The following is an 18432-nucleotide window of genomic DNA, read 5'->3' as shown; positions in this document are numbered from 1 at the left end:
GGGCAGGTCTCGCGCTTCGCCGTGTACGTCGCATACTCGAACCTGTCTGTCCCGGTTGCCATTACGCACCCCTCACCGCTTTGGGAATCGACAACCAATGGTCCTATGGGATGAGTGTCGATCCAAGCAATATTCCCGTTGTCGGGTAGACGATCATGAGCGGCAGGAGTGTGCCCACTGTGTTAGTAGGCTGCGCGCTTCATTGTCGAATAGTGCGTGTCGTTCGTAGAGGGCGAATACTTCAAGGTGTTCAGTGATGTCCCTGGCATCCTGGAAGACGATTCTCCCAGTGAATGTCTCAACCGTTGCTAGCCGCTGGTCGTACACAGTGAAGGTATTCATAGGGCCACGGCTCACGGGTGCACCTACGGGGATTACTCCGATGCGCACATTGGGCAGATGGGATAGGGATGTGAGCCGGTCAATCTGAACGGCCAATGCTACTTGGGGAACGATCCCCCACCTTACTGCTTGCTCCGTTAGCAGGAAGGTGAATTGCTTAGTGGTGTCATAGAGAACCGCTTGACGTTCAAGCTTACGTGCCACGGTCTTTGACGTATCTACGGGGGAGTGGCCAAGGCTGGCTCTGATGTATTCAGGGGTAGCCAGCAATCCGGTGACCATGGCGGGTAGGAAATACCGAAGTGCTCTAGCCTCCTTCTCCAAGCCCGCCAGTTCCGCCTGTCGTTTCTCCAAGCCTCTGCGCCAAGATGACCGCTTTCCCTGCCACTCTGTATTTGCGAGACGTGCTAGGGCCGTTACTTCCGCCACGAGCTCTTGTGGTGCATCGAGCGCCCTAAGGATCAACTCGACATCGACAATGCCGGGTGTGATCCGAGCCGTCTCAATGTTGCTCAGCTTCGTTTGGGAAATGTTGCAGCGCTGAGCGAGCCAGACTTGAGTACGCCCGGCTCGCTTGCGCATCTCACGGAGTCTTTCCGCTAGGTCAGCCTTTGACTGGCCTAGCTGCCCGGGATCAAGTGTCAAGGCCCTTCACGTACTCCTCGAAAGGCACGGCATGTTCCAGGGCGATTCTCTGCCACTCCCTGTACGGGGCCGGATCTCCCTCGTACTTCTCACGGTTGATCTGAGTTCCGTCCGGGCGGAAGTTCAGGTGAGCAATTCTGGCCCCATCGAACATCCACCAGTCCCGGAGGGAAATCGGCAAGCCGTAATCCTCCCGCGTCGCATCCAGGATGCGGATGTCTTCTCCGGCAGCGATGTTCCCCGGGATTCCCCAAGCGAATTGATACCGCTGATAGTCCGTGAGCGGCTGGCGAACGATCCTGACACGCCCGATAGTCTTTCCAGACCCTACGTATCCACGGACCCGTTCGTGCCAGCGGGCATTGTGTTCGGCAGGCTTGTTCTCGCCCCGGAGGAATCGGGCCACATTCTCCTGTTCCTTGGGCATGGTGTACGTGGGCTGCGCTTCGAAGCGCCACGCTTCCCGCTCAAAGGCGTCGAAGAACCTTCGCCAGTCCTCACCATCCAAGAGCACGGAAAGCCTCCCTCAGCACGCTCTCAGGGATTTCCACGAGCCCTTCCCCCGCCGGGGGCTGGAAGGCATCCGATACGTCGCCCTGGACGACGATGGAGCCAGACGCGGTCTTGTAGATGTTCGGGCAGTCGTCATCGTCGCAGTTGGGTCCGCCGACGTTGCCGGTAAGTCGAGTCAGTTCCTCACGAGCCATGATGAAACCCCCTTGTGTGCAGCCCGGTTGGGCTGGTGACCATGACCGTACGAGACGCGGTGTCGGGTGTCTATGCAGAAGCGGAAATATTCGCGTTCTCGGGTAGAGCTCAAGCCCGAGGGGTGAGGCCGAGAGGGTCGCTTGCCTTGGCGGTGTGGAAAGCCTCTACGCGCTCTGTTTCCTCAGGAGTCAAGTTATCCCGCTTTGCCTGTCGCTCCTCCGGGGTGTCCGGCTGAGGGCTTACAGCGAAAGTCTTCTTACCCACCATGACCTTGTAGCCGGATTCGATGAGTTGTTTCCGCTTGCCCTCCAAATCGAGCTTGGGCCACAGTTCACCAAAGGTCATGCCCTGGTCTTCATCCCGCCACCCGGCAGGTACGACCGGCTGAGACTCCAATTCCTTCTTACGTGCCTTGTACTGGCTCATGCGGAATCGGTAGCCATCTTGGTCGTCGTCCCAGTCTCCTTCTTCATCCTGCTTGCGCAGACGCTCCATGCGCTTGGTGATGTCGGCAAGTTCCTTGGTGCTGTCCGAACCAGGGACCCATACCCGCTTGGTTACGCGTGCATTGCCGAACTTCTGAAGGAAGTGGATTTCCACCATCTCTTCAATGGCCTCTGCCCGGCATGAGATGCCTACGCAACGGGATTCCTTCGGCCATGCGCCGCACTGGTAATAGCGGTACGTCGTTCCCCTGAGTCGCGATACCTTGTGGGTTGCCTTGGAGCCGCACTCACCGCAATGGACAACGCCGTACATGGGGCTAGTGCCGTTGATGCGCCGTTCCTTGGTGTGCGTCCGCTTCTGTACGGCAGCCTGCAACGACTCCCACTCATCCTGAGTGAACACAGGGTCAGCCATTTGAATAGGCTGCCCGTCCATGCCATAGATGATCTCTCGGCCGTGCTTCTTTCGTCCCATGGTGGATTCGTCAGTAAGTAGCTTCTTTACAGAAGTCTCGGACCAGCGTTCCGGGGTTCCTTCTTCCCCGCCACGGGCCTTTACAGGCTTTCCCTTGGCGACACGTGCCCTATCCCTGGCAGTCAGAACACCCCGGTCATTGAGAGCCTTGGCCAGACCGACAAAGGTCTCTCCGCCGATGACCTGTTCCCGCATGTTCCGCAGTTCAGCGGCCATGTCGTCATCACGTTCAAGGTATGCGGCTGTCTTGCCGTCCTCGTATAGCTTGACGACGCGGTACCCAAAGGGAGCGATACCGCCCGGCCAACGGTTGGTGAACCGCCTACGCTCGTGTGATTCCTTGTTGCGAATCTTGATCCGCTCCAATTCCTTCGCAGGGCCAAGGGCCTTTGCGTGAAGGATGAGCCTTCCCTCAGCGGTGTGCATCTGCTCGTTGAACTGAGGATCATCAAGCACAATGACAGTCTTCTGCCACTCGATGACACGGAACACAAAGGCCATGAAGTGCATGTCGTCACGGCTCAGCCGGTCCTGAGTGGTTACCCAAAGCTCATCCCACTGGGAGAGCCCTTCCGGCGTCAGCCACTGTCCCAGCTTAGGGCGGTCGAACATGTTCACGCCGCCGGATACGGACAGATCAACTGCCGTGCCGACGATGGTCACGTTCCCCTCTGCCACGGCCCTCGTGTGGAGCTTCATGTCCTGAGCCTCTACAGACTCGGACCGCTCGCCCTTGTCGTCTGAGATCCGCTCAGCCAGCAGTACCCGCCGCATCTCGGTCCCTCCCCTTCGCTGCTTGCCGCAGCGCCCCGTGTGCTCGCTCCCTGTGTCTCTGTGCTGGTCAGAGCCTAGCGCATGTTTGTCACTCAGCCAACATCCGGGGCCGGATGAACGACGTGAAGTCCTACATCCCGCCGTTCCAGCTCGACCGGCCCATGGACGGCGGCGCGGTCGGCGAGGTCGTCGTCTCCGACGCCGAGGGCTTCGCCGTCGGCGACCACGTCCTGCACGGCCTGGGCTGGCGCGAGTACGCGGAGCTCGACGCGCAGCACGCCACCAAGGTCGACGCCTCCCTCGCCCCGCTCTCCGCCTACCTCGGCGTCCTCGGCATGCCGGGCCTGACCGCCTACGCCGGCCTCTTCGAGGTCGCCTCCTTCAAGGAGGGCGACTCCGTCTTCGTCTCCGGCGCCGCGGGTGCGGTCGGCGGCCTCGTCGGCCAGTTCGCGAAGATCAAGGGCGCGTCCCGCGTCATCGGCTCCGCCGGCTCCGACGAGAAGGTGACGCTCCTCACGGAGAAGTACGGCTTCGACGCCGCCTTCAACTACAAGAACGGCCCCGTCGCCGAGCAGCTGCCCGCGGCCGCCCCCGAGGGTGTCGACGTCTACTTCGACAACGTCGGCGGCGACCACCTGGAGGCTGCCATCTCCTCCATGAACGTGGGCGGCCGCGCCACCCTCTGCGGTGCGATAGCCCACTACAACGACACCGAGGTCGCCCCCGGCCCGCGCAACCTCATGCAGGTCATCGGCAAGCGCCTGCGCCTGCAGGGCATCCTCGTCAGCGACCACGCCGGTCTACAGCAGCAGTTCGTCCAGGACGTCGCCGGATGGCTGCGCTCCGGTGAGCTGCGCTACGACGAGACGGTCGTCGAGGGCGTCGAGAACGCCGCCTCCGCCTTCCTCGGCATGCTCCGCGGAGAGAACACCGGGAAGATGATCGTTTCCTTCACCGGTTAGGCTCACCCCACAACCGTCGTGACCGTGGGCGCGAGTCGCGGCGATTACCAGGAGGAACATTCTTCATGTCCATCCAGCAGTCCGACGTCGCGTACACCGCCGTGGCCACCGCCGAGAACGGCCGTGACGGCCGCGTCGCCACCAGCGACGGCCGGCTCGACGTCGTCGTGAACCCGCCCAAGGAGCTCGGCGGCAGCGGCGCCGGCACCAACCCGGAGCAGCTCTTCGCCGCCGGCTACAGCGCCTGCTTCCAGGGCGCCCTCGGTGTCGTCGCCAAGAACGTGAACGCCGACATCTCCGGCTCCACGGTCACCGCCGAGGTCGGCATCGGCAAGAACGACGAGGGCTTCGGTCTGATCGTCAAGATCTCGGCCGTGATCCCGAACGTGGACGCCGCCACCGCCAAGGAGCTCATCGAGAAGGCCCACGAGGTCTGCCCGTACTCCAAGGCCACCCGCGGCAACATCACCGTCGAGCTCGCCGTCTGATCCGGCAGCCGCACGGCGAGGGCCGCACCCCGACCGGGGTGCGGCCCTCGCCGTAGACTGGCGCCATGCACGATCTTGCGGGGGGCTTCCGGTACTTGCTGGCCGGACAGCGATGGGTGTTGCGCCACGGGCGATGGCTGGGCTTCGGGCTGCTGCCGGGGCTGGTCTCGCTCGCCCTGTACGCCGGCGCCCTCATCGGCCTCGGCTACGGCGCCGACGACCTGACCGCCTGGGCGACCCCCTTCGCCGACGACTGGTCCGCGCCCTGGCTCGGACTCTTCCGCGGCTTCCTCACCGCCCTGTTCTTCGGCCTCGGACTCTTCCTCGCCGTGATCACCTTCACCGCGGTGACCCTGCTGATCGGCCAGCCCTTCTACGAGTCCCTCTCCGAGCAGGTCGACCGCGGCGAGGGCGGCGAGGTCCCGCAGTCCGGCCTGCCGCTGTGGCGGGAGCTGTGGATCTCCGCCCGGGACAGCGTCAAGGTGCTCGCCCGCGTGCTGCTCTACGGCATCGGGCTCTTCGTCCTCGGCTTCGTCCCGGTGATCGGCCAGACGGTCGTGCCGGTGATCGGGTTCTGCGTCTCCGGCTACTTCCTCACCCAGGAGCTCACCTCCGTCGCCCTCCAGCGCCGCAAGATGGAGCTGCCCGAGCGGCTGGTGCTGCTGCGCTCCCGGCGGATGCTGGTGCTGGGCTTCGGAGTGCCGCTGGTCCTGGCGTTCCTGGTGCCGCTCGTCGCGGTGTTCCTGATGCCGGGCGCCGTGGCGGGAGCCACCCTCATGGCACGCGACCTGATGCGCACCGACGAGTCCCCGGCCGCCGAGACCACCCCCGCGGGCTTCGGCCCGCCCCCGCCCGCCTTCCCGTAACCGCCCGCCCCGCGGGCCCTACCGCTTCAGCAGCAGGACGGCCCCCGCCGTGTCCTCCCCGCCGTGGGCGGCCGGGTCCGCCGTCAGCCGGCGGCGCATCAGGTCCAGGTAGGGGGAGATCAGCTCCGCGCTGACGCCCTGCTCCTCGGCCGTGCGCAGCAGGGTGCCGCTCGCCGCGACCTGCATGGCGAGGTTGGACACCACCCCGCTGGTGAAGTCGCGCGAGGTCAGGCGCTCGGCGGCGTTGCCGACGAAGAAGCCCATCGCGCCCAGCCACTCGGACAGCAGCGGGGCCAGGTCCTTCGGGGCGATGTCCTCGCCCTCCGTCAGGGCGTAGGCGTGAGAGATGCCGGCGAACAGTCCGTACATCGCGCTGAGCAGCGCGACGTCGTGCAGGGCGGCGTGTCCGGGGTCCTCCCCGACGAAGCGGGCCCCGGCCGGGACCTCCAGCGTGGCGCGACGGGCGTCGAAGAGGGATCGGGAGCCGCTGTAGAAGACGTACCCGCCGGTCTCCGGGACGCCGATCATGTCGGGTGTGGCCATGATCCCGCCGTCGGTGTACCGGGCCCCGCGGGCCTCGGCCCAGGCGGCCCGGGCACGGGCCTCGGCGGGGGTGCCGGTGGTGAGGTCGACGAGGTCCTTGCCGGTCAGGTCGATCCCCTCCAGGGTGGAGCGGACGCTGGCGTCGTCCAGCAGGCAGGTCACGACCAGGTCGTTCGCCGCGACGGCCGCCGCGGCGCTCGGGGCGGCGACGGCGCCCTCGGCGACGAGCGGTGCGGCCTTGGCGGGGGTGCGGTTCCAGACGGTGAGGCGGTGCCCGGCGGCGAGCCAGGTGCGGGCCAGGGAGGTGCCCATGTCACCGAGTCCGAGCAGGGTGAGGGATTTCGTCGGTGTGGTGTCGGTCATGGCGTTTAGCCTGGTGGCAGGCAGTGGGGAGCTCAAGTACGCACCTCGGAGTGGGTGGTTACCCCGAGGTGAGCGAGCAGGTCGGGAGGGTGCGCGATGGCGGGGGCGAGAAGGCCCGGTGCGGATCACTGCGGGATCGCCGCGGCGATGTCCGTGATCGACGGGAAATGGAAGGTGTCGCTCCTGTGGGAGCTGGAGCAGCGCCCGCGCCGCTTCGGCGAGCTGCGCAGGCTCGTCCCCGGTGTCTCCGAGAAGGTGCTCGCCGCCCAGCTGCGCGAGCTGGAGACCGACGGCATCGTGCACCGCGAGGTGTACGACGAGGTCCCCCCGCGTGTCGAGTACTCCCTGACCCCGCTGGGCCAGGCCCTGAACGCCGCCCTGGAACCGCTCGGGGAGTGGGGCGCCAAGCACCTCCTCCCGGATTCGGCGTAAGATCCCGGCCCCGTAGGATGCAGGGCAGCAAGTGCCAAGGCTGTCTCTCACCACTCCTGAGTTCGCCCTGGCCGGAGCTCCGGTGGGGGCCGCCAGTCGCGCGGCGGCTTGCCGAGCCACGACCGGCCACCGGGCCGAGGACCGACCAGCAGTAGGGAAACAGCAGTGACAGTCAGTACCGAGGGCACCGCGAGAGTGCTGCCCCCGGGCGGACCGGCCGCGCCCGCCCGCCCGATACCGGCCGCCCGGCGCGGGCTCTCACGTGGCGTGCTCCTGCTCCTCGAAGCGGCTGTCGCCTTCGCCGCGGCGCTCGTGCTGCCGCTGCTGGCGCGCGGCTTCAACTTCAATCCGCTCGACCGGATCGCGCAGGTCAGCGGCCTCGCCGCGATCCAGCTGCGGTTCGCGCTCATAGGCCTGGTCCTCATCGGCGCGGTGGCGCTGGCCGTACGACTGCGAGGGGGCCGGCACTTCGACCTGGCCACCCGCTTCGCCGCCGCCGGCCTCGCCGGCCTGGCCAGCGGCTTCGTCGCCGCCGGCGCGGTCGTCGCCCTCCACGGGACCCCGTGGCCGATGTTCGGCCTCAACGGCGACAGCGGCCGCATCGTCGAGTGGGCCCACGCCGTCGCCAACGGCCGCCCCTCGGGCTCGCCGGTCTACCCGCCGGCCCCCCTCCACACCCTCGGCTACTACGCCGAGTGGTTCCGCGGCGGCAACACCGCGTACGCCTTCAAGGACCTCCAGATCCTCGGCGCCGCCGCGTTCGGACCGCTGGTCTACCTCTCCTGGCGCCTGCTGCTCGGCCCCGTCCGGGCCCTGGCCTTCGGCGTCGCCCCCGCCTTCGCGCTGATCGACGCGTACAAGCCGTACAGCCAGACCGTCCTCGTGGTGCTGGTCCCCGTCCTGGTGGCGATGGTGGTCTCGCTCAGCCGCAGCGGTACGCAGGGCTGGCGCCCGCTGCTGCTCAAGGGCGCGGGATTCGGCGCGCTGCTCGGCGTGCTCTTCCTCACCTACTCGGGCTGGTTCCTGTGGAGCGCGGCGGGTGTGCTGTTCGCCGCGCTGCTGTACTTCCCGTGGAGGGAGGGCCGGCTCAAGGGCGCCGCCTTCCTCGGCGCGTCCCTCGCGGCGTTCCTGGTGGTCGCCGGCCGCTACCTCATGGTCATGCTGACCGAGGGCCAGACCACGAAGGACTACAACTTCCGGTTCGACAACTTCACCGACCCGGCCTACTACCTCATGTGGCGCACGGACATGCCCGGCAAGGTCGGCGAATGGCCGCTGCCCGGCGAGTACGGCGGGGTCGGGCTGTTCGCCCTGGTCACCTTCGCCGGCCTCGGCGCCGCGATCTGGCTGGGCCTGCGCAAGCCGATGGTGGTCACCATCGCCGCCATGTTCATCAGCGCGTGGGTGATGCGCATGTACATCGCCTCGAACATGTACGAGACGCAGACCGTCCAGCTCTACACCCGCACGAACAACCAGCTGCTCTACTGCGGACTGCTGCTGTGCGCGCTCGTCGTCCACCTGGTGTCGCAGCGGATGGCCGCGCGCCGCCCGCAGGCCACGGCGGCCGAAGAGCCCTCGGCGGCCCCGGCCGTTTTGCCGGGTGGTCCGGGCACCGGCTTCCCCGGACGCGAAGGCGCGGTGATCGGGACGATGTGCGCCCTGCTGCTGCTCCTGGGCACCGTCTCCTCCTCGATGGCCGACCGCTACATGCCGGCCAAGGAGAACACGTACCGGATCCTGCCGTGGGTGTCGCACACCATCACGGAGCAGGACGGCAGCTGCCCGAAGTACGCGCCCGGCGGCACGTGCTCCAAGGACGGCGACCAGAGCTGGCTCAGCTTCATCCGATGACCCCGGGGGACCGATGACTTCCGCGCTGACGCGGCCGGCCGACTGGTCGGCCAGGACACCCAAACGGCTCTGGCTGATCTCCTTCGCGCTGTTCTTCACGCTGACGGGCGCGTGGGCGGCCGCCAGTCCGCTGGGCAGCTCCCCCGACGAGCACGCGCACTTCATCCGTGCCGCCGCCGTCGCCAGGGGGCAGATCGGCGGAACCGAGGTGATGGTGCCGCACACGGTCGCCGGCATCGAGGGCCACTTCGCCGAGACCGGGGTGCAGCTCCCGGAGTGGTACCGGAACCTGCCGACCATGCACGAGTGCTACTCGTGGCGGCAGGCCCAGCCGGCGTCCTGCACGCCGTCGCTCGGCAACTCCGAGAAGACCGCGCAGGCCACCACGGCGGCCGGCCGCTACCACCCGGGCTACTACCTGGTGACCGGCTGGCCGAGCCTGCTGGTCGACGGCCCCAAGGGGCTGTACCTCATGCGCTTCATGTCGGCGCTGCTCTGCTCGGCGCTCCTGGCGAGCGCGGTGGTCACGGCCGCCGAGTGGCGGCGGCGGGCGCTGGCGATGCTCGGCGTGTTCGCCGCGGCCACGCCGATGACGCTCTACATGGCGGGCATGGTCAACCCCAGCGGGGGCGAGATCGCCGCCGGGATCCTGGTGTGGACGGCCCTGCTGTCGATCGTCCTGTCGCCCGACCCGGTCCTGCTGAACCGCCGCCTGGCCAGGCTGGGCGTCGGCGGCCTCGTGCTGATCAACATCCGGCCCCTCGGCCTGATCTGGTTCGGCGGCGCGGTCTTCTTCTGCCTGCTGCTCACGCAGCGGCGCGGGGTGCTGGGACAGGTGCTGCGCCGCAAGGCGCTGTGGCTCTGGACGGGCCTGCTGGGCCTGGCGACGGCCGGTGCGCTGCTCTGGGCGGCCGGGCACCCCGACAATTCGAAGATCGACATTCCCGACTCGCTGACCACGGGCGTGGCCGCGAAGAGGACCCTCGGCAACACCGAGGTCTACATCAAGCAGATGCTCGGCTTCTTCGGCTGGCTCGACACCCCCGCCCCGTCCCTGATGTACCTGGTGTGGATGGCGGTCCTCGCGACCGTCGTCGCGCTGGCGCTCGTGTACGGCCGCGGACGCGACGTGGTGGCGGTGCTCGGCATGCTCGTCGCCGTCGTGATGGTGCCGGTCGCCGCGCAGGCCTCCCAGGCGGAGCGGATCGGCATGGTGTGGCAGGGCCGCTACCTGCTGCCCTTCGCCGTCGGCCTGCCGCTGATGGCCGTGCTGATCTGTGCCACGCGCGCCCCCGCGCAGGGCTTCCGCTGGCGGCGGCTGACGGGTTTCGCCGTCGCCGGTCTCGCTCTGGCCGACGTGGCGGCCTTCTACTGGACGCTGCGCCGCTTCGCCGTCGGCACCAAGGGTTCGTGGGTGGCGACGTCGGCGCACTGGGCGCCGCCCGGCGGCTGGGCCCTGTGGACCTGCGTGTACGCGGTGGCCGCCGTCGCCGTCGTGCTGCCGGCCCTGCTTCCCGACCGCGAGGACACCACCGCACGGCACCCGGACCGCACGCCGCGTCCGGAGCGGCGCCCTCGGGTGCCGGAGCCCGCCTGACGCAGGCCCCCGCCGCGTCAGGCGGCGGGGCCGATCCCGGCGGTCACCACCGACGGGGTGCGGTCGTCCGCCTCGGCGAGCAGTACGCCGCCCGGGGCCCATACGGCCGCGCCGCCGCAGCCGGTCCACGGGCCCGCCGGGCCGACGTGGTTGGCGAGCACGACGTACAGGCCGTGCCGCTCGGCGATTCCCCGGTGCACCGCGGCGCGCTCGCGCACCCCGTCGCCGCTTCCGTAGAGGGAGCTCGCCAGGTGGACCCGGCAGCCGTCGGCGGCGCCCCGGCCCGGTAGCCCGGGGAAGTGGTTGTCGTAGCAGACGCCCAGCGAGAAGCGAACCCCGAGGAGCTCGAAGCGGCCGTCGGTCGTACCGGCCTCGAAGAGGTCCTGCTCATGCCGGAACAGGTGCTGTTTGCGGTACGTCGTCACGTGCGCGCCGTCCGCGTCGTGCACCAGCGTCGCGATGGCGGGCCGCGGGCCCTCGCCGGGCAGGGCCACGGTGACCGCGGTCGCGATCCCGGCGGCGCGCAGCGGGTCCAGCCGGGGGTCGTCGGCGGCGGTCCACAGGCCGGGGTCGGCGGCGAGCGCCTCCAGCTCGTAGCCGGTGAGGGTGAACTCGGGGAACACCACCAGCGCGGCGCCCAGCTCACGGGCCGTCACGGCGAGGGCCGCGGCCCGCTCGGCGTTCGACCGGACATCGGCGGGTACGCACGTCATCTGCGCGGCGGCTATCCTCACCGGCTCAGGATGCCAGCCCGTCCGCGGCCTCCTTCAGCAGGGCCAGCAGGGCCGCCGCGGCCGGGGAGGGGGCGGTCCCGCGCGGCAGGGCCGCGTAGACCCCGCGGCGGGGGGCGTCGTCCGGGTGCAGGGGGACCAGCGCGAGGTCGGGCCGTACCGCGGAGGCGGCGAGCTGCGGGACCAGCGTGACGCCGAGCCCGGCCGCCACGAAGCCCTGCTTGGCGATCCAGTCGGCGGCGACGAAGCCCGTACGGGGGCGGAAGCCGCCCGCCAGCGCCGAGTGCATCAGGGTCTCCTGGGGACGGGTGCCGGCGGCGATCCACTCCTCGTCGGCCAGTTCCGCCAGCCGAAGCCCGGCCCGCCCGGCCAGCCGGTGGCCGCGGGGCAGGGCCACGTACATCCGCTCGTCGAGCAGGTGGTGCGCGGTGCAGCCCCGGGGCGGGCGACCGGAGGTGTCGGCGACGACGGCGATGTCGAGCTCCCCGGCGGCGAGGAGCGCGAGGTGCTTGGCGGAGGGCCCCTCGGTACGGGCGAGGGCGACGGCGGGATGGCGGGCGCGGAAGGCGGCCAGCGCGCGGGGCAGCAGCGCGGCGTCCGCGGTCGAGAAGGAGCCGATCCGCAGCCGTCCGGCGCCCAGGGTGCGCAGCGCGTCGAACTCGGCGCGGGCGGTGCGCAGACGTTCTGCGACGGCCTCGGCGTGCGGGAGCAGGACACGTCCGGCCTCGGTGAGGCGCACACCGCGCGGGAGGCGGTCGAACAGCGGAGCGCCCCACTCGTCCTCAAGGGTCTGGATCTGCCGGGAGACGGCGGACTGGGTGTAGCCGAGGGAACGGGCAGCGGCGGTGAGGGAGCCCAGGCGGGCCACGTGCAGGAAGACCTCGTACAAGCTCTGCGGAATCGGCATGGCGGCCATGCTAGACAGTCGCTTGTCGCATGGGTGGGCCGCGCCTAGCGTCGTGGTGATGGACAAGACACTGAAGATCGCATTCCTCGGGCTCGGCGGCATGGGGGCTCCGATGGCCCGTCACCTGCTGGCGCTCGGCCATGAGCTGACGGTATGGAACCGGACTCCCGAGAAGGCACGGCCGCTGGCGCGGGCCGGCGCGGCGGTCGCCGCGACCCCCGCCGAGGCCGTCCGCGGCACCGGCCTCGTCCTCACCATGCTGGCGGACCCGGCGGCGCTGCGGGCCGTCGCGCGGGACGTGCTTCCCGCGCTGCGGCCCGGTACCCACTGGGTCGACACCTCCACGGTCGGGCCGGACGCGGTACGGGAGCTCGCCGGCCGGCTGCCGGCGGGGGTGACGCTGACGGACGCTCCGGTGATGGGGAGCGTCGACCGGGCGGGCGCCGGGGAGCTGTGGGTGCTGGCCGGCGGCGACCCGCTGCCCGGGCCGGTGCGGCGGGTCCTGGACGACCTCGGCGAGGTCACCGAATGCGGACCGGCAGGCTCCGGTGCGGCGCTCAAACTGGTGCTGATCAACGCCGCGATCGGCGGGGTGGCCCTGGCGGCCGAGGCGCTGCGGCTGGGCGGGGCGCTGGGCCTGCCGGAGGAGCTGGTCCGGGGGCAGCTGGCCCGCGGGCCGCTGGCGGGAGCGGTGGCCCGTGCGTACGCCGACGCCGCGCACTTCCCGGTGTCCCTGGCCGCGAAGGACGTCGCGCTGGCCACCGGCCACGCGGCACTGCCGGTCCTGGAGTCGGTCCACGCCGTGCTGGCCTCCCGGCCGGACCTCGCCGACCGGGACCTCTCCGCCCTGCGCGGCTGACCCGCGGGGGCGGCGGGCGGGGCCGCGGAAGGCGGCCACGCCCCCGCCGTGTGGATCAACCTGCATAAAATGCCGGTGTGATCTTCATTGTGGTGAAATTCCCCGTCAAGCCCGAATACGTCGACGCGTGGCCCGCCAAGGTCGCGCCCTTCACCCGCGCCACCCGCGCCGAACCGGGCAACCTCTGGTTCGAGTGGTCGCGCAGCCTGGAGGAGCCGGACACCTACGTCCTGGTCGAGGCCTTCCAGGACGGCGCCGCCGAGGCGCACGTCACCTCCGAGCACTTCAAGGCCGCGCTGGAGACCATGCGGCCGATGGTGACCCGTACGCCCGAGATCGTCAGCACCACCATCGAGGGCGCGAACGGCTGGAGCCGGATGGGCGAACTTCAGATCGACTGACCCCAGGGGCGGTCCTCAGGCCCTCAGCGCGCCCCCTCATCGCCCCGGGCCCCGCAGCAGGGTCAGGAAGGCGCGGAAGGCGGCGGGCATGTCCACGGACGCGGGGGCCAGCAGCCACTGGTACTGGAGGCCGTCCATGACCGCCGTCAGCAGCGGGGCCGCCTGCTCCGGGGTGAGCCCCGAGGGCAGGCGGTCGCCGAACTCGGCACGCAGCACCGCCGCCATCTCGCCGCGGACCTGCGCGTAGCGCTCGGTGAAGAACTCCCGGGCCGGGTGCCCCTCGGTGACGCTCTCGCCCAGCAGCGCCGAGAAGGTCTGCACGATGCCCGGGCGCATGGCGTTGTAGTCCACCAGCGAGGCCAGCAGGTCCAGGCGCCAGGTGTCCGCCGCGGCGCGCGAGCCGCCGCCCGTGTCCCACCGGTCGCGTTCTTCGAGCACCGCGACGAGCAGCGCCTCCTTGGTCGGGAAGTAGTGCAGCAGCCCCTGCTGGGTCAGGCCCACGCGCTCGGCGACCGCGCCCAGGGACGCGCCCCGGTAGCCCCGCTCCGCGATCACCTCGACGGCCGCACGCACGATCTCCCCGCGGCGTTCCTCGCTCCTCGCCCTGGCCATCGCCATGGCACCCCTTCCGTCCACTCCCGTCCCCAGGACCGTAGGAGGACCGTACGGCATCCGAACATCACGAAAGGATCACAAAGCCTACCGACCGACAGGCGCAGGTTCACGATGGGGGCACCCGCACCGCGCCGCCCGCGCGACCGCACCGCTCTCGACGAGGAGGCCCGGCCGTGACCGATGACGATCAGGTCCGCGACCAGCTACGGGACGACGCCGTGGAGGCGGCGCTCGACAAGCTCGACCTCGACACCAAGGCCCTGCTGCTGGCGGGCCAGGACATGTGGTCCCTGCCCGCGGTACCCGCCGTCGGGCTGCGCTCCCTGGTCATGTCCGACGGCCCCGTCGGGGTCCGCGGCGTGCGGTGGAGCGCCGACGACCCGTCGATCGCCCTGCCCTCCCCGACCTCGCTCGCCGCCGCCTGGGACCCGGGCCTCGCCCGCCGCGCCGGCCGGCTCCTCGCGCAGGAGGCCCGCCGCAAGGGCGTCCACGTGCTGCTCGCCCCCACCGTCAACCTGCACCGCTCCCCGCTCGGCGGCCGGCACTTCGAGTGCTACTCCGAGGACCCGTACCTCACCGGGGCCGTCGGCACCGGCTACGTCAACGGCGTCCAGGACGGCGGCGTCGCCACCACCGTCAAACACTTCGTCGGCAACGACGCCGAGACCGACCGCTTCACCGTCGACAGCGTCATCGCCCCGCGCCCGCTGCGCGAGCTGTACCTGGCCCCCTTCGAGGCCGTCGTCGGCGGTGCCCGCCCGTGGGGCGTCATGACCGCCTACAACCAGGTCAACGGCACCACGATGACCGAGCACCGGTACCTCGTCGGCGAGGTCCTGCGCGGAGAGTGGGGCTTCGACGGCGTCAACGTCTCCGACTGGACGGCCGCGCGCTCCACCACCGGCGCCATCCTCGGCGGCCTGGACGTGGCCATGCCCGGCCCGGCCACCGTCTACGGACCCGCCCTCGCCGAGGCCGTGCGCGCCGGGCGGGTCCCCGAGTCCGCCGTCGACGACGCCGTGCGCAACGTCCTGCGCCTCGCGGCCCGCGTCGGGGCCCTGGAGGGCGCGCCCGCGGTCGTCGAGACCGTCCCGGCCCCCGTCGACGGCCGGGCGCTGGCCCGTGAGCTCGCCGTGCGGGGGTCCGTCCTCGTCCGCAACGAGGACGGCGCCCTGCCGCTGGACGCCTCCGCCGGCCGCACCGTCGCCCTCCTCGGGGCCGCCGCGCGCGACGCCCGGGTCCTCGGCGGCGGCAGCGCCGCCGTCTTCCCCGAGCGGGTCGTCTCCCCGCTCGACGCGCTCTCCGCGGTCCTCGCGGAGGGCACCCTGTCCTACGCGGTCGGCGCCGACCCCTCCGACGAACTCGTCCCCGCCGCCCAGGGCTTCGAGCTCGTCGCCGTGTGCCGTGACGCCTCGGGGGCCGTCCTCGGCGAGGGCCGCCTGCCCACCGGCCAGGTCCAGTGGATCGGTGACGACCTCCCCGCGGGCGCCACCTACGACACCATGGCGAGCATCGAGGTCCGCGGTACGTTCGTGCCGCGCGAGAGCGGTGAGCACGCCTTCGGCACCCGCGGACTCGGCGCGTTCGCCCTCACCGTCGGCGGACGGCGGCTGTGGGGCGGCGTCCAGGGGATGGGCGACGAGGCCGACCCCTTCGAGGCCTTCTTCGGCGTACCCGCCGAGCGCGCCCGCGTCACCCTCGCCGAGGGCGAGCCCGTCGAGGTGTCGCTGACCTTCCAGGTCCCCGACATGAGTGCGCTGCCGCTCAGGGCGATCGTGTTCTCGCTGCTCCACCTCGGCCCGCGGCGCGACCCCGACGAGCTGATCGCGGAGGCGGTCGCGGCCGCCCGCGCGGCCGACACCGCCGTGGTGGTCGTCGCCACCACCGAGCGGGTGGAGTCCGAGGGCTTCGACCGCGGCGACCTCGCCCTCCCGGGCCGCCAGGACGACCTGGTGCGGGCGGTCGCCGCCGTCAACCCGAACACCGTGGTCGTCGTCAACGCCGGCTCCCCGGTGGAACTCCCCTGGCGCGAGGACGTCGCCGCCGTCCTGCTCACCTGGTTCCCCGGGCAGGAGGGCGGGGCCGCGCTGGCCGACGTACTCCTCGGGGACGCGGAGCCGGGCGGCCGGCTGCCCACGACCTGGCCCGCGCGGCTCGCCGACGCGCCCGTGACCGAGGTCGTCCCCGCGGACGGCCGCCTGGAGTACGGCGAGGGCCTCTACATCGGGTACCGGGCCTACGAGCGGCGGGGCATCGCCCCCGCCTACCCCTTCGGGCACGGCCTCGGCTACACCGAGTGGGCGTACGAGTCCCTGGAGGCCGCCGGCGACACCGTACGGGTCCGCCTCACCAACACCGGCACCAGGCCGGGCCGCGAGGTCGTCCAGGTCTACCTGGCGCCCGTCCGGGACACCGCGGAGCGCCCGGCGAGCTGGCTGGCGGGCTTCGCGAGCGTCGCCGCGGGCCCCGGCGAGAGCGTCGAGACGGAGATCGCGCTGCCCGCCAGGGCCTTCGAGATCTGGGACGAGGAGGTGCGCGGCTGGCGGCGGGTCGGCGGTGCCTACGAGGTCCGCGCGAGCCACGCGCACGGCGACACCCGGCTGACCGCGACGCTCCACATCGCGTGACACGCCGTATGGCCGGAAGTCACCCCTGAGAGCCGGTCCGGGAGCGGGCCCCGGCACCCGCTCCCGGACCCCGCGCGCATGCGGACGTCAACGCGGCGGCTCGGCGGCCGTCACCTGGCGGTGCGCCAGTTCCGCCAGCCTCGCCTGGCCGTCCTTGCCCGGATGGAACCAGTCCCAGCGGCTCAACTGCTCCGCCGCGAAGGGGTACTGGAAGACCGCGCCCCCGTCGTAGCGGCACAGCGGGTCCTTCCCGCAGACCTCGCGCAGCACCTCGTTGTACTCCACCACCCGAGCCCGCACCTGCTCGCGCCGGGCCGTGGCCCCCGTGGCCAGCGACAGCGGATCGGCGAGCATCGACTGGCAGATGCCCAGCTTCCACACCTGGCGCACCATCGGGAGGTCCTTGCCCTGCTCCCACAGCCGTTGCAGGTCCGGCACGCTGGAGACGTACACCTGGGAGGCCGGGGACGCGGCCCGCAACTGCGCGAGGGCCTGCTCGAAACCCGACCGGAACTCCGCCACCGGCGTCATCGACGAAGCGGTGGGGCGGCAGGCGTCGTTCGACCCCACCATCACCGTGACCAGGTCGGGCTTGTGCGCGGCGGCCGCCGCCAGCTGGGCCGGCAGGTCGGCCATCCGCGAGCCGGTCACCGCGTGGTTCCAGCTGCGCTCGGGCACCGCCGCGTCCCCGAGCAGCCGGCTGGCGAGGGAGCGGACCGCCGGGTCGTTGCCGGTGGCCCAGGAGACCTCGGGGCAGTCGGCCAGGACCGAACAGGCGTCGAAGCCGCGCGTGATGGAGTCGCCGACGGCCGCCACCGAGGTGGGAGCGGTGTTCCAGCGGGGCCCCGACTGCGCTCCGCGCTCGCCGCGGTCGGACGAGGGGCCACCCGACTGACACCCGCTCAGAACCCCGGCCAGCAGCGCCACCGCCGTGCCCGCCCCCGCGAGAGTACGGTGCGCGCGGCGGGCGGCGGCGGTGGTGCGCATGGGAAGGACCCCTCCTTGTGGCCCCCGGGCCGAGCGGGGGTCCTGCTGAGTGAAAGCTCTGTGTTTACCTGCCTCGGAGCGACCGTACGTCACACCGGGACCCCTGACGCACGGTAGCTTTTCCCCGTGGCGTTTCGGCCGCAGGCCCCCGCAGCGCAATGTCAAATAATTTCCGTTACATTACATCACGTCACAAACTGTCCGTTTTCTGGAGTTTATTCCCGACCTCGTCCACCACTGGAGGTCCCGGTGACGACACGTGGAGTTCTGTACGTGCATTCCGCACCGCGCGCGCTCTGCCCGCATGTGGAATGGGCCGTAGCGGGCGTGCTCGGGGTGCGGGTGAACCTCGACTGGATCAGGCAGCCCGCCTCCCCGGGCACGTGGAGAGCCGAGTTCTCCTGGCAGGCCGAAGCGGGCACCGCCTCGAAACTCGCCTCCGCGCTGCGCGGCTGGCACCTGCTGCGCTTCGAGGTGACCGCGGATCCCTGTCCGACCGCCGAGGGCGAGCGCTACAGCTCCACCCCGGAGCTCGGCATCTTCCACGCCGTCACCGGACTGCACGGCGACATCCTGATCCCGGAGGACCGGCTGCGCGCCGCCCTGGCCCGGTCGGCACGCGGTGAGACCGAGCTGGAGGCGGAGATCGCCAAACTGCTCGGCAAGCCCTGGGACGACGAGCTGGAGCCCTTCCGGCACGCGGGCGAGGGCGCGCCCGTCCGCTGGCTCCACCAGGTGGTCTGAGCGGCACCCCCGCCCGATGCGAAAGGCCCACCCGGTCACCCGGGTGGGCCTTCTGCCGTGTCTCGG

Annotated in this window: 19 protein-coding genes; 10 read left to right on the top strand and 9 right to left on the bottom strand. The window is 70.7% G+C overall.

From position 1 onward, the window contains the following. Positions 1-153 precede the first annotated feature (153 nt). From BSL84_RS10750 to BSL84_RS10735, 4 genes are all read right to left on the bottom strand, one after another. Positions 154-987: a helix-turn-helix domain-containing protein gene (locus BSL84_RS10750; RefSeq protein ID WP_075970232.1), complete on the bottom strand. Its 834-nt coding sequence runs from the start codon at positions 985-987 to the stop codon at positions 154-156. Further along, positions 977-1501: a DUF6879 family protein gene (locus BSL84_RS10745; protein WP_075970231.1), complete on the bottom strand. Its 525-nt coding sequence runs from the start codon at positions 1499-1501 to the stop codon at positions 977-979. The genes BSL84_RS10750 and BSL84_RS10745 overlap by 11 nt, the downstream gene beginning before the upstream one ends. Beyond that, complete coding sequence (locus tag BSL84_RS10740) at positions 1485-1694, bottom strand: hypothetical protein (protein WP_075970230.1); 210 nt, start codon at positions 1692-1694, stop codon at positions 1485-1487. Before BSL84_RS10740 ends, BSL84_RS10745 begins: the two co-directional genes overlap by 17 nt. 109 nt (positions 1695-1803) lie before the next feature. Then, a complete protein-coding gene (locus tag BSL84_RS10735) occupies positions 1804-3315 on the bottom strand; it encodes a recombinase family protein (protein WP_234363441.1) in 1512 nt (503 codons plus the stop codon). 41 nt (positions 3316-3356) lie between these two features. Here BSL84_RS10735 and BSL84_RS10730 point away from each other — a divergent pair, with 41 nt between their 5' ends. From BSL84_RS10730 to BSL84_RS10720, 3 genes are all read left to right on the top strand, one after another. Further along, on the top strand, positions 3357-4352 hold the full coding sequence (locus BSL84_RS10730; RefSeq protein WP_075970228.1) for an NADP-dependent oxidoreductase: 996 nt from the start codon (positions 3357-3359) through the stop codon (positions 4350-4352). A 65-nt stretch (positions 4353-4417) separates the two neighbouring features. Continuing rightward, entirely contained in the window at positions 4418-4840 is a 423-nt protein-coding gene (locus BSL84_RS10725; protein WP_030027707.1) for an organic hydroperoxide resistance protein, read from the top strand. A 65-nt stretch (positions 4841-4905) separates the two neighbouring features. Then, positions 4906-5706: an EI24 domain-containing protein gene (locus BSL84_RS10720; protein ID WP_030027706.1), complete on the top strand. Its 801-nt coding sequence runs from the start codon at positions 4906-4908 to the stop codon at positions 5704-5706. An 18-nt stretch (positions 5707-5724) separates the two neighbouring features. Here BSL84_RS10720 and BSL84_RS10715 read toward each other — a convergent pair whose 3' ends face one another. Beyond that, positions 5725-6612, bottom strand: a complete 888-nt coding sequence (locus tag BSL84_RS10715; protein WP_075970227.1) for an NAD(P)-dependent oxidoreductase — start codon at positions 6610-6612, stop codon at positions 5725-5727. 147 nt (positions 6613-6759) lie between these two features. Here BSL84_RS10715 and BSL84_RS10710 point away from each other — a divergent pair, with 147 nt between their 5' ends. The 3 genes from BSL84_RS10710 (at position 6760) to BSL84_RS10700 (ending at position 10495) form a co-directional block, all read left to right on the top strand. Beyond that, positions 6760-7044 carry a helix-turn-helix domain-containing protein gene (locus BSL84_RS10710; RefSeq protein ID WP_324609991.1) on the top strand — a complete coding sequence of 95 codons (285 nt, stop codon included), beginning with the start codon at positions 6760-6762 and terminating at the stop codon, positions 7042-7044. 165 nt (positions 7045-7209) lie between these two features. After that, complete coding sequence (locus tag BSL84_RS10705) at positions 7210-8898, top strand: hypothetical protein (RefSeq protein WP_158879724.1); 1689 nt, start codon at positions 7210-7212, stop codon at positions 8896-8898. Between the two features lie 13 nt (positions 8899-8911). Further along, on the top strand, positions 8912-10495 hold the full coding sequence (locus BSL84_RS10700; RefSeq protein WP_030027702.1) for a DUF2142 domain-containing protein: 1584 nt from the start codon (positions 8912-8914) through the stop codon (positions 10493-10495). 17 nt (positions 10496-10512) lie between these two features. Here the strand turns inward: BSL84_RS10700 and BSL84_RS10695 are convergent, their stop codons facing one another. Together BSL84_RS10695 and BSL84_RS10690 are read right to left on the bottom strand one after the other, a co-directional pair. Beyond that, complete coding sequence (locus tag BSL84_RS10695; RefSeq protein ID WP_075970226.1) at positions 10513-11229, bottom strand: carbon-nitrogen hydrolase family protein; 717 nt, start codon at positions 11227-11229, stop codon at positions 10513-10515. Positions 11230-11233: 4 nt separating this feature from the next. Continuing rightward, positions 11234-12142, bottom strand: coding sequence for a LysR family transcriptional regulator (locus tag BSL84_RS10690; protein ID WP_075970225.1), 909 nt, complete (start codon positions 12140-12142; stop codon positions 11234-11236). Positions 12143-12191: 49 nt separating this feature from the next. On the opposite strand from BSL84_RS10690, the gene BSL84_RS10685 reads away from it, so the two are divergent. Both BSL84_RS10685 and BSL84_RS10680 read left to right on the top strand, forming a co-directional pair. Further along, on the top strand, positions 12192-12992 hold the full coding sequence (locus BSL84_RS10685) for an NAD(P)-dependent oxidoreductase (RefSeq protein WP_075970224.1): 801 nt from the start codon (positions 12192-12194) through the stop codon (positions 12990-12992). A 77-nt stretch (positions 12993-13069) separates the two neighbouring features. Then, positions 13070-13393: a putative quinol monooxygenase gene (locus BSL84_RS10680; RefSeq protein WP_045320719.1), complete on the top strand. Its 324-nt coding sequence runs from the start codon at positions 13070-13072 to the stop codon at positions 13391-13393. A gap of 36 nt (positions 13394-13429) precedes the next feature. On the opposite strand, the gene BSL84_RS10675 is transcribed toward BSL84_RS10680, so the two are convergent. Next, entirely contained in the window at positions 13430-14005 is a 576-nt protein-coding gene (locus BSL84_RS10675; protein WP_075972045.1) for a TetR/AcrR family transcriptional regulator, read from the bottom strand. 176 nt (positions 14006-14181) lie between these two features. Here BSL84_RS10675 and BSL84_RS10670 point away from each other — a divergent pair, with 176 nt between their 5' ends. After that, the gene (locus BSL84_RS10670; protein ID WP_075970223.1) at positions 14182-16635 is read left to right on the top strand and encodes a beta-glucosidase family protein; all 2454 of its coding nucleotides are present in this window, start codon (positions 14182-14184) and stop codon (positions 16633-16635) included. An 87-nt stretch (positions 16636-16722) separates the two neighbouring features. Here BSL84_RS10670 and BSL84_RS10665 read toward each other — a convergent pair whose 3' ends face one another. Next, on the bottom strand, positions 16723-17622 hold the full coding sequence (locus BSL84_RS10665) for an SGNH/GDSL hydrolase family protein (protein WP_045320717.1): 900 nt from the start codon (positions 17620-17622) through the stop codon (positions 16723-16725). Positions 17623-17871: 249 nt separating this feature from the next. Between BSL84_RS10665 and BSL84_RS10660 the strand changes: the two genes are divergently transcribed. Next, positions 17872-18366 (top strand): DUF3145 domain-containing protein, encoded by a 495-nt coding sequence (locus tag BSL84_RS10660; RefSeq protein ID WP_030026033.1) that lies wholly within the window; start codon positions 17872-17874, stop codon positions 18364-18366. Positions 18367-18432: the final 66 nt, after the last annotated feature.

This window comes from Streptomyces sp. TN58, from assembly GCF_001941845.1.
In the GTDB taxonomy this organism is placed as follows: domain Bacteria; phylum Actinomycetota; class Actinomycetes; order Streptomycetales; family Streptomycetaceae; genus Streptomyces.
This window is presented reverse-complemented; position numbering and strand designations above follow the sequence as displayed.

Coding starts and splice junctions, on each gene's coding strand:
- BSL84_RS10710 (WP_324609991.1), top strand. CDS start 6,760: ATGTCCGTGATCGACGGGAAATGGAAGGTGTCGCTCCTGTGGGAGCTG.
- BSL84_RS10715 (WP_075970227.1), bottom strand. CDS start 6,612: ATGACCGACACCACACCGACGAAATCCCTCACCCTGCTCGGACTCGGT.
- BSL84_RS10685 (WP_075970224.1), top strand. CDS start 12,192: ATGGACAAGACACTGAAGATCGCATTCCTCGGGCTCGGCGGCATGGGG.
- BSL84_RS10690 (WP_075970225.1), bottom strand. CDS start 12,142: ATGGCCGCCATGCCGATTCCGCAGAGCTTGTACGAGGTCTTCCTGCAC.
- BSL84_RS10665 (WP_045320717.1), bottom strand. CDS start 17,622: ATGCGCACCACCGCCGCCGCCCGCCGCGCGCACCGTACTCTCGCGGGG.
- BSL84_RS10735 (WP_234363441.1), bottom strand. CDS start 3,315: ATGAAGCTCCACACGAGGGCCGTGGCAGAGGGGAACGTGACCATCGTC.
- BSL84_RS10740 (WP_075970230.1), bottom strand. CDS start 1,694: ATGGCTCGTGAGGAACTGACTCGACTTACCGGCAACGTCGGCGGACCC.
- BSL84_RS10720 (WP_030027706.1), top strand. CDS start 4,906: ATGCACGATCTTGCGGGGGGCTTCCGGTACTTGCTGGCCGGACAGCGA.
- BSL84_RS10700 (WP_030027702.1), top strand. CDS start 8,912: ATGACTTCCGCGCTGACGCGGCCGGCCGACTGGTCGGCCAGGACACCC.
- BSL84_RS10725 (WP_030027707.1), top strand. CDS start 4,418: ATGTCCATCCAGCAGTCCGACGTCGCGTACACCGCCGTGGCCACCGCC.
- BSL84_RS10675 (WP_075972045.1), bottom strand. CDS start 14,005: ATGGCCAGGGCGAGGAGCGAGGAACGCCGCGGGGAGATCGTGCGTGCG.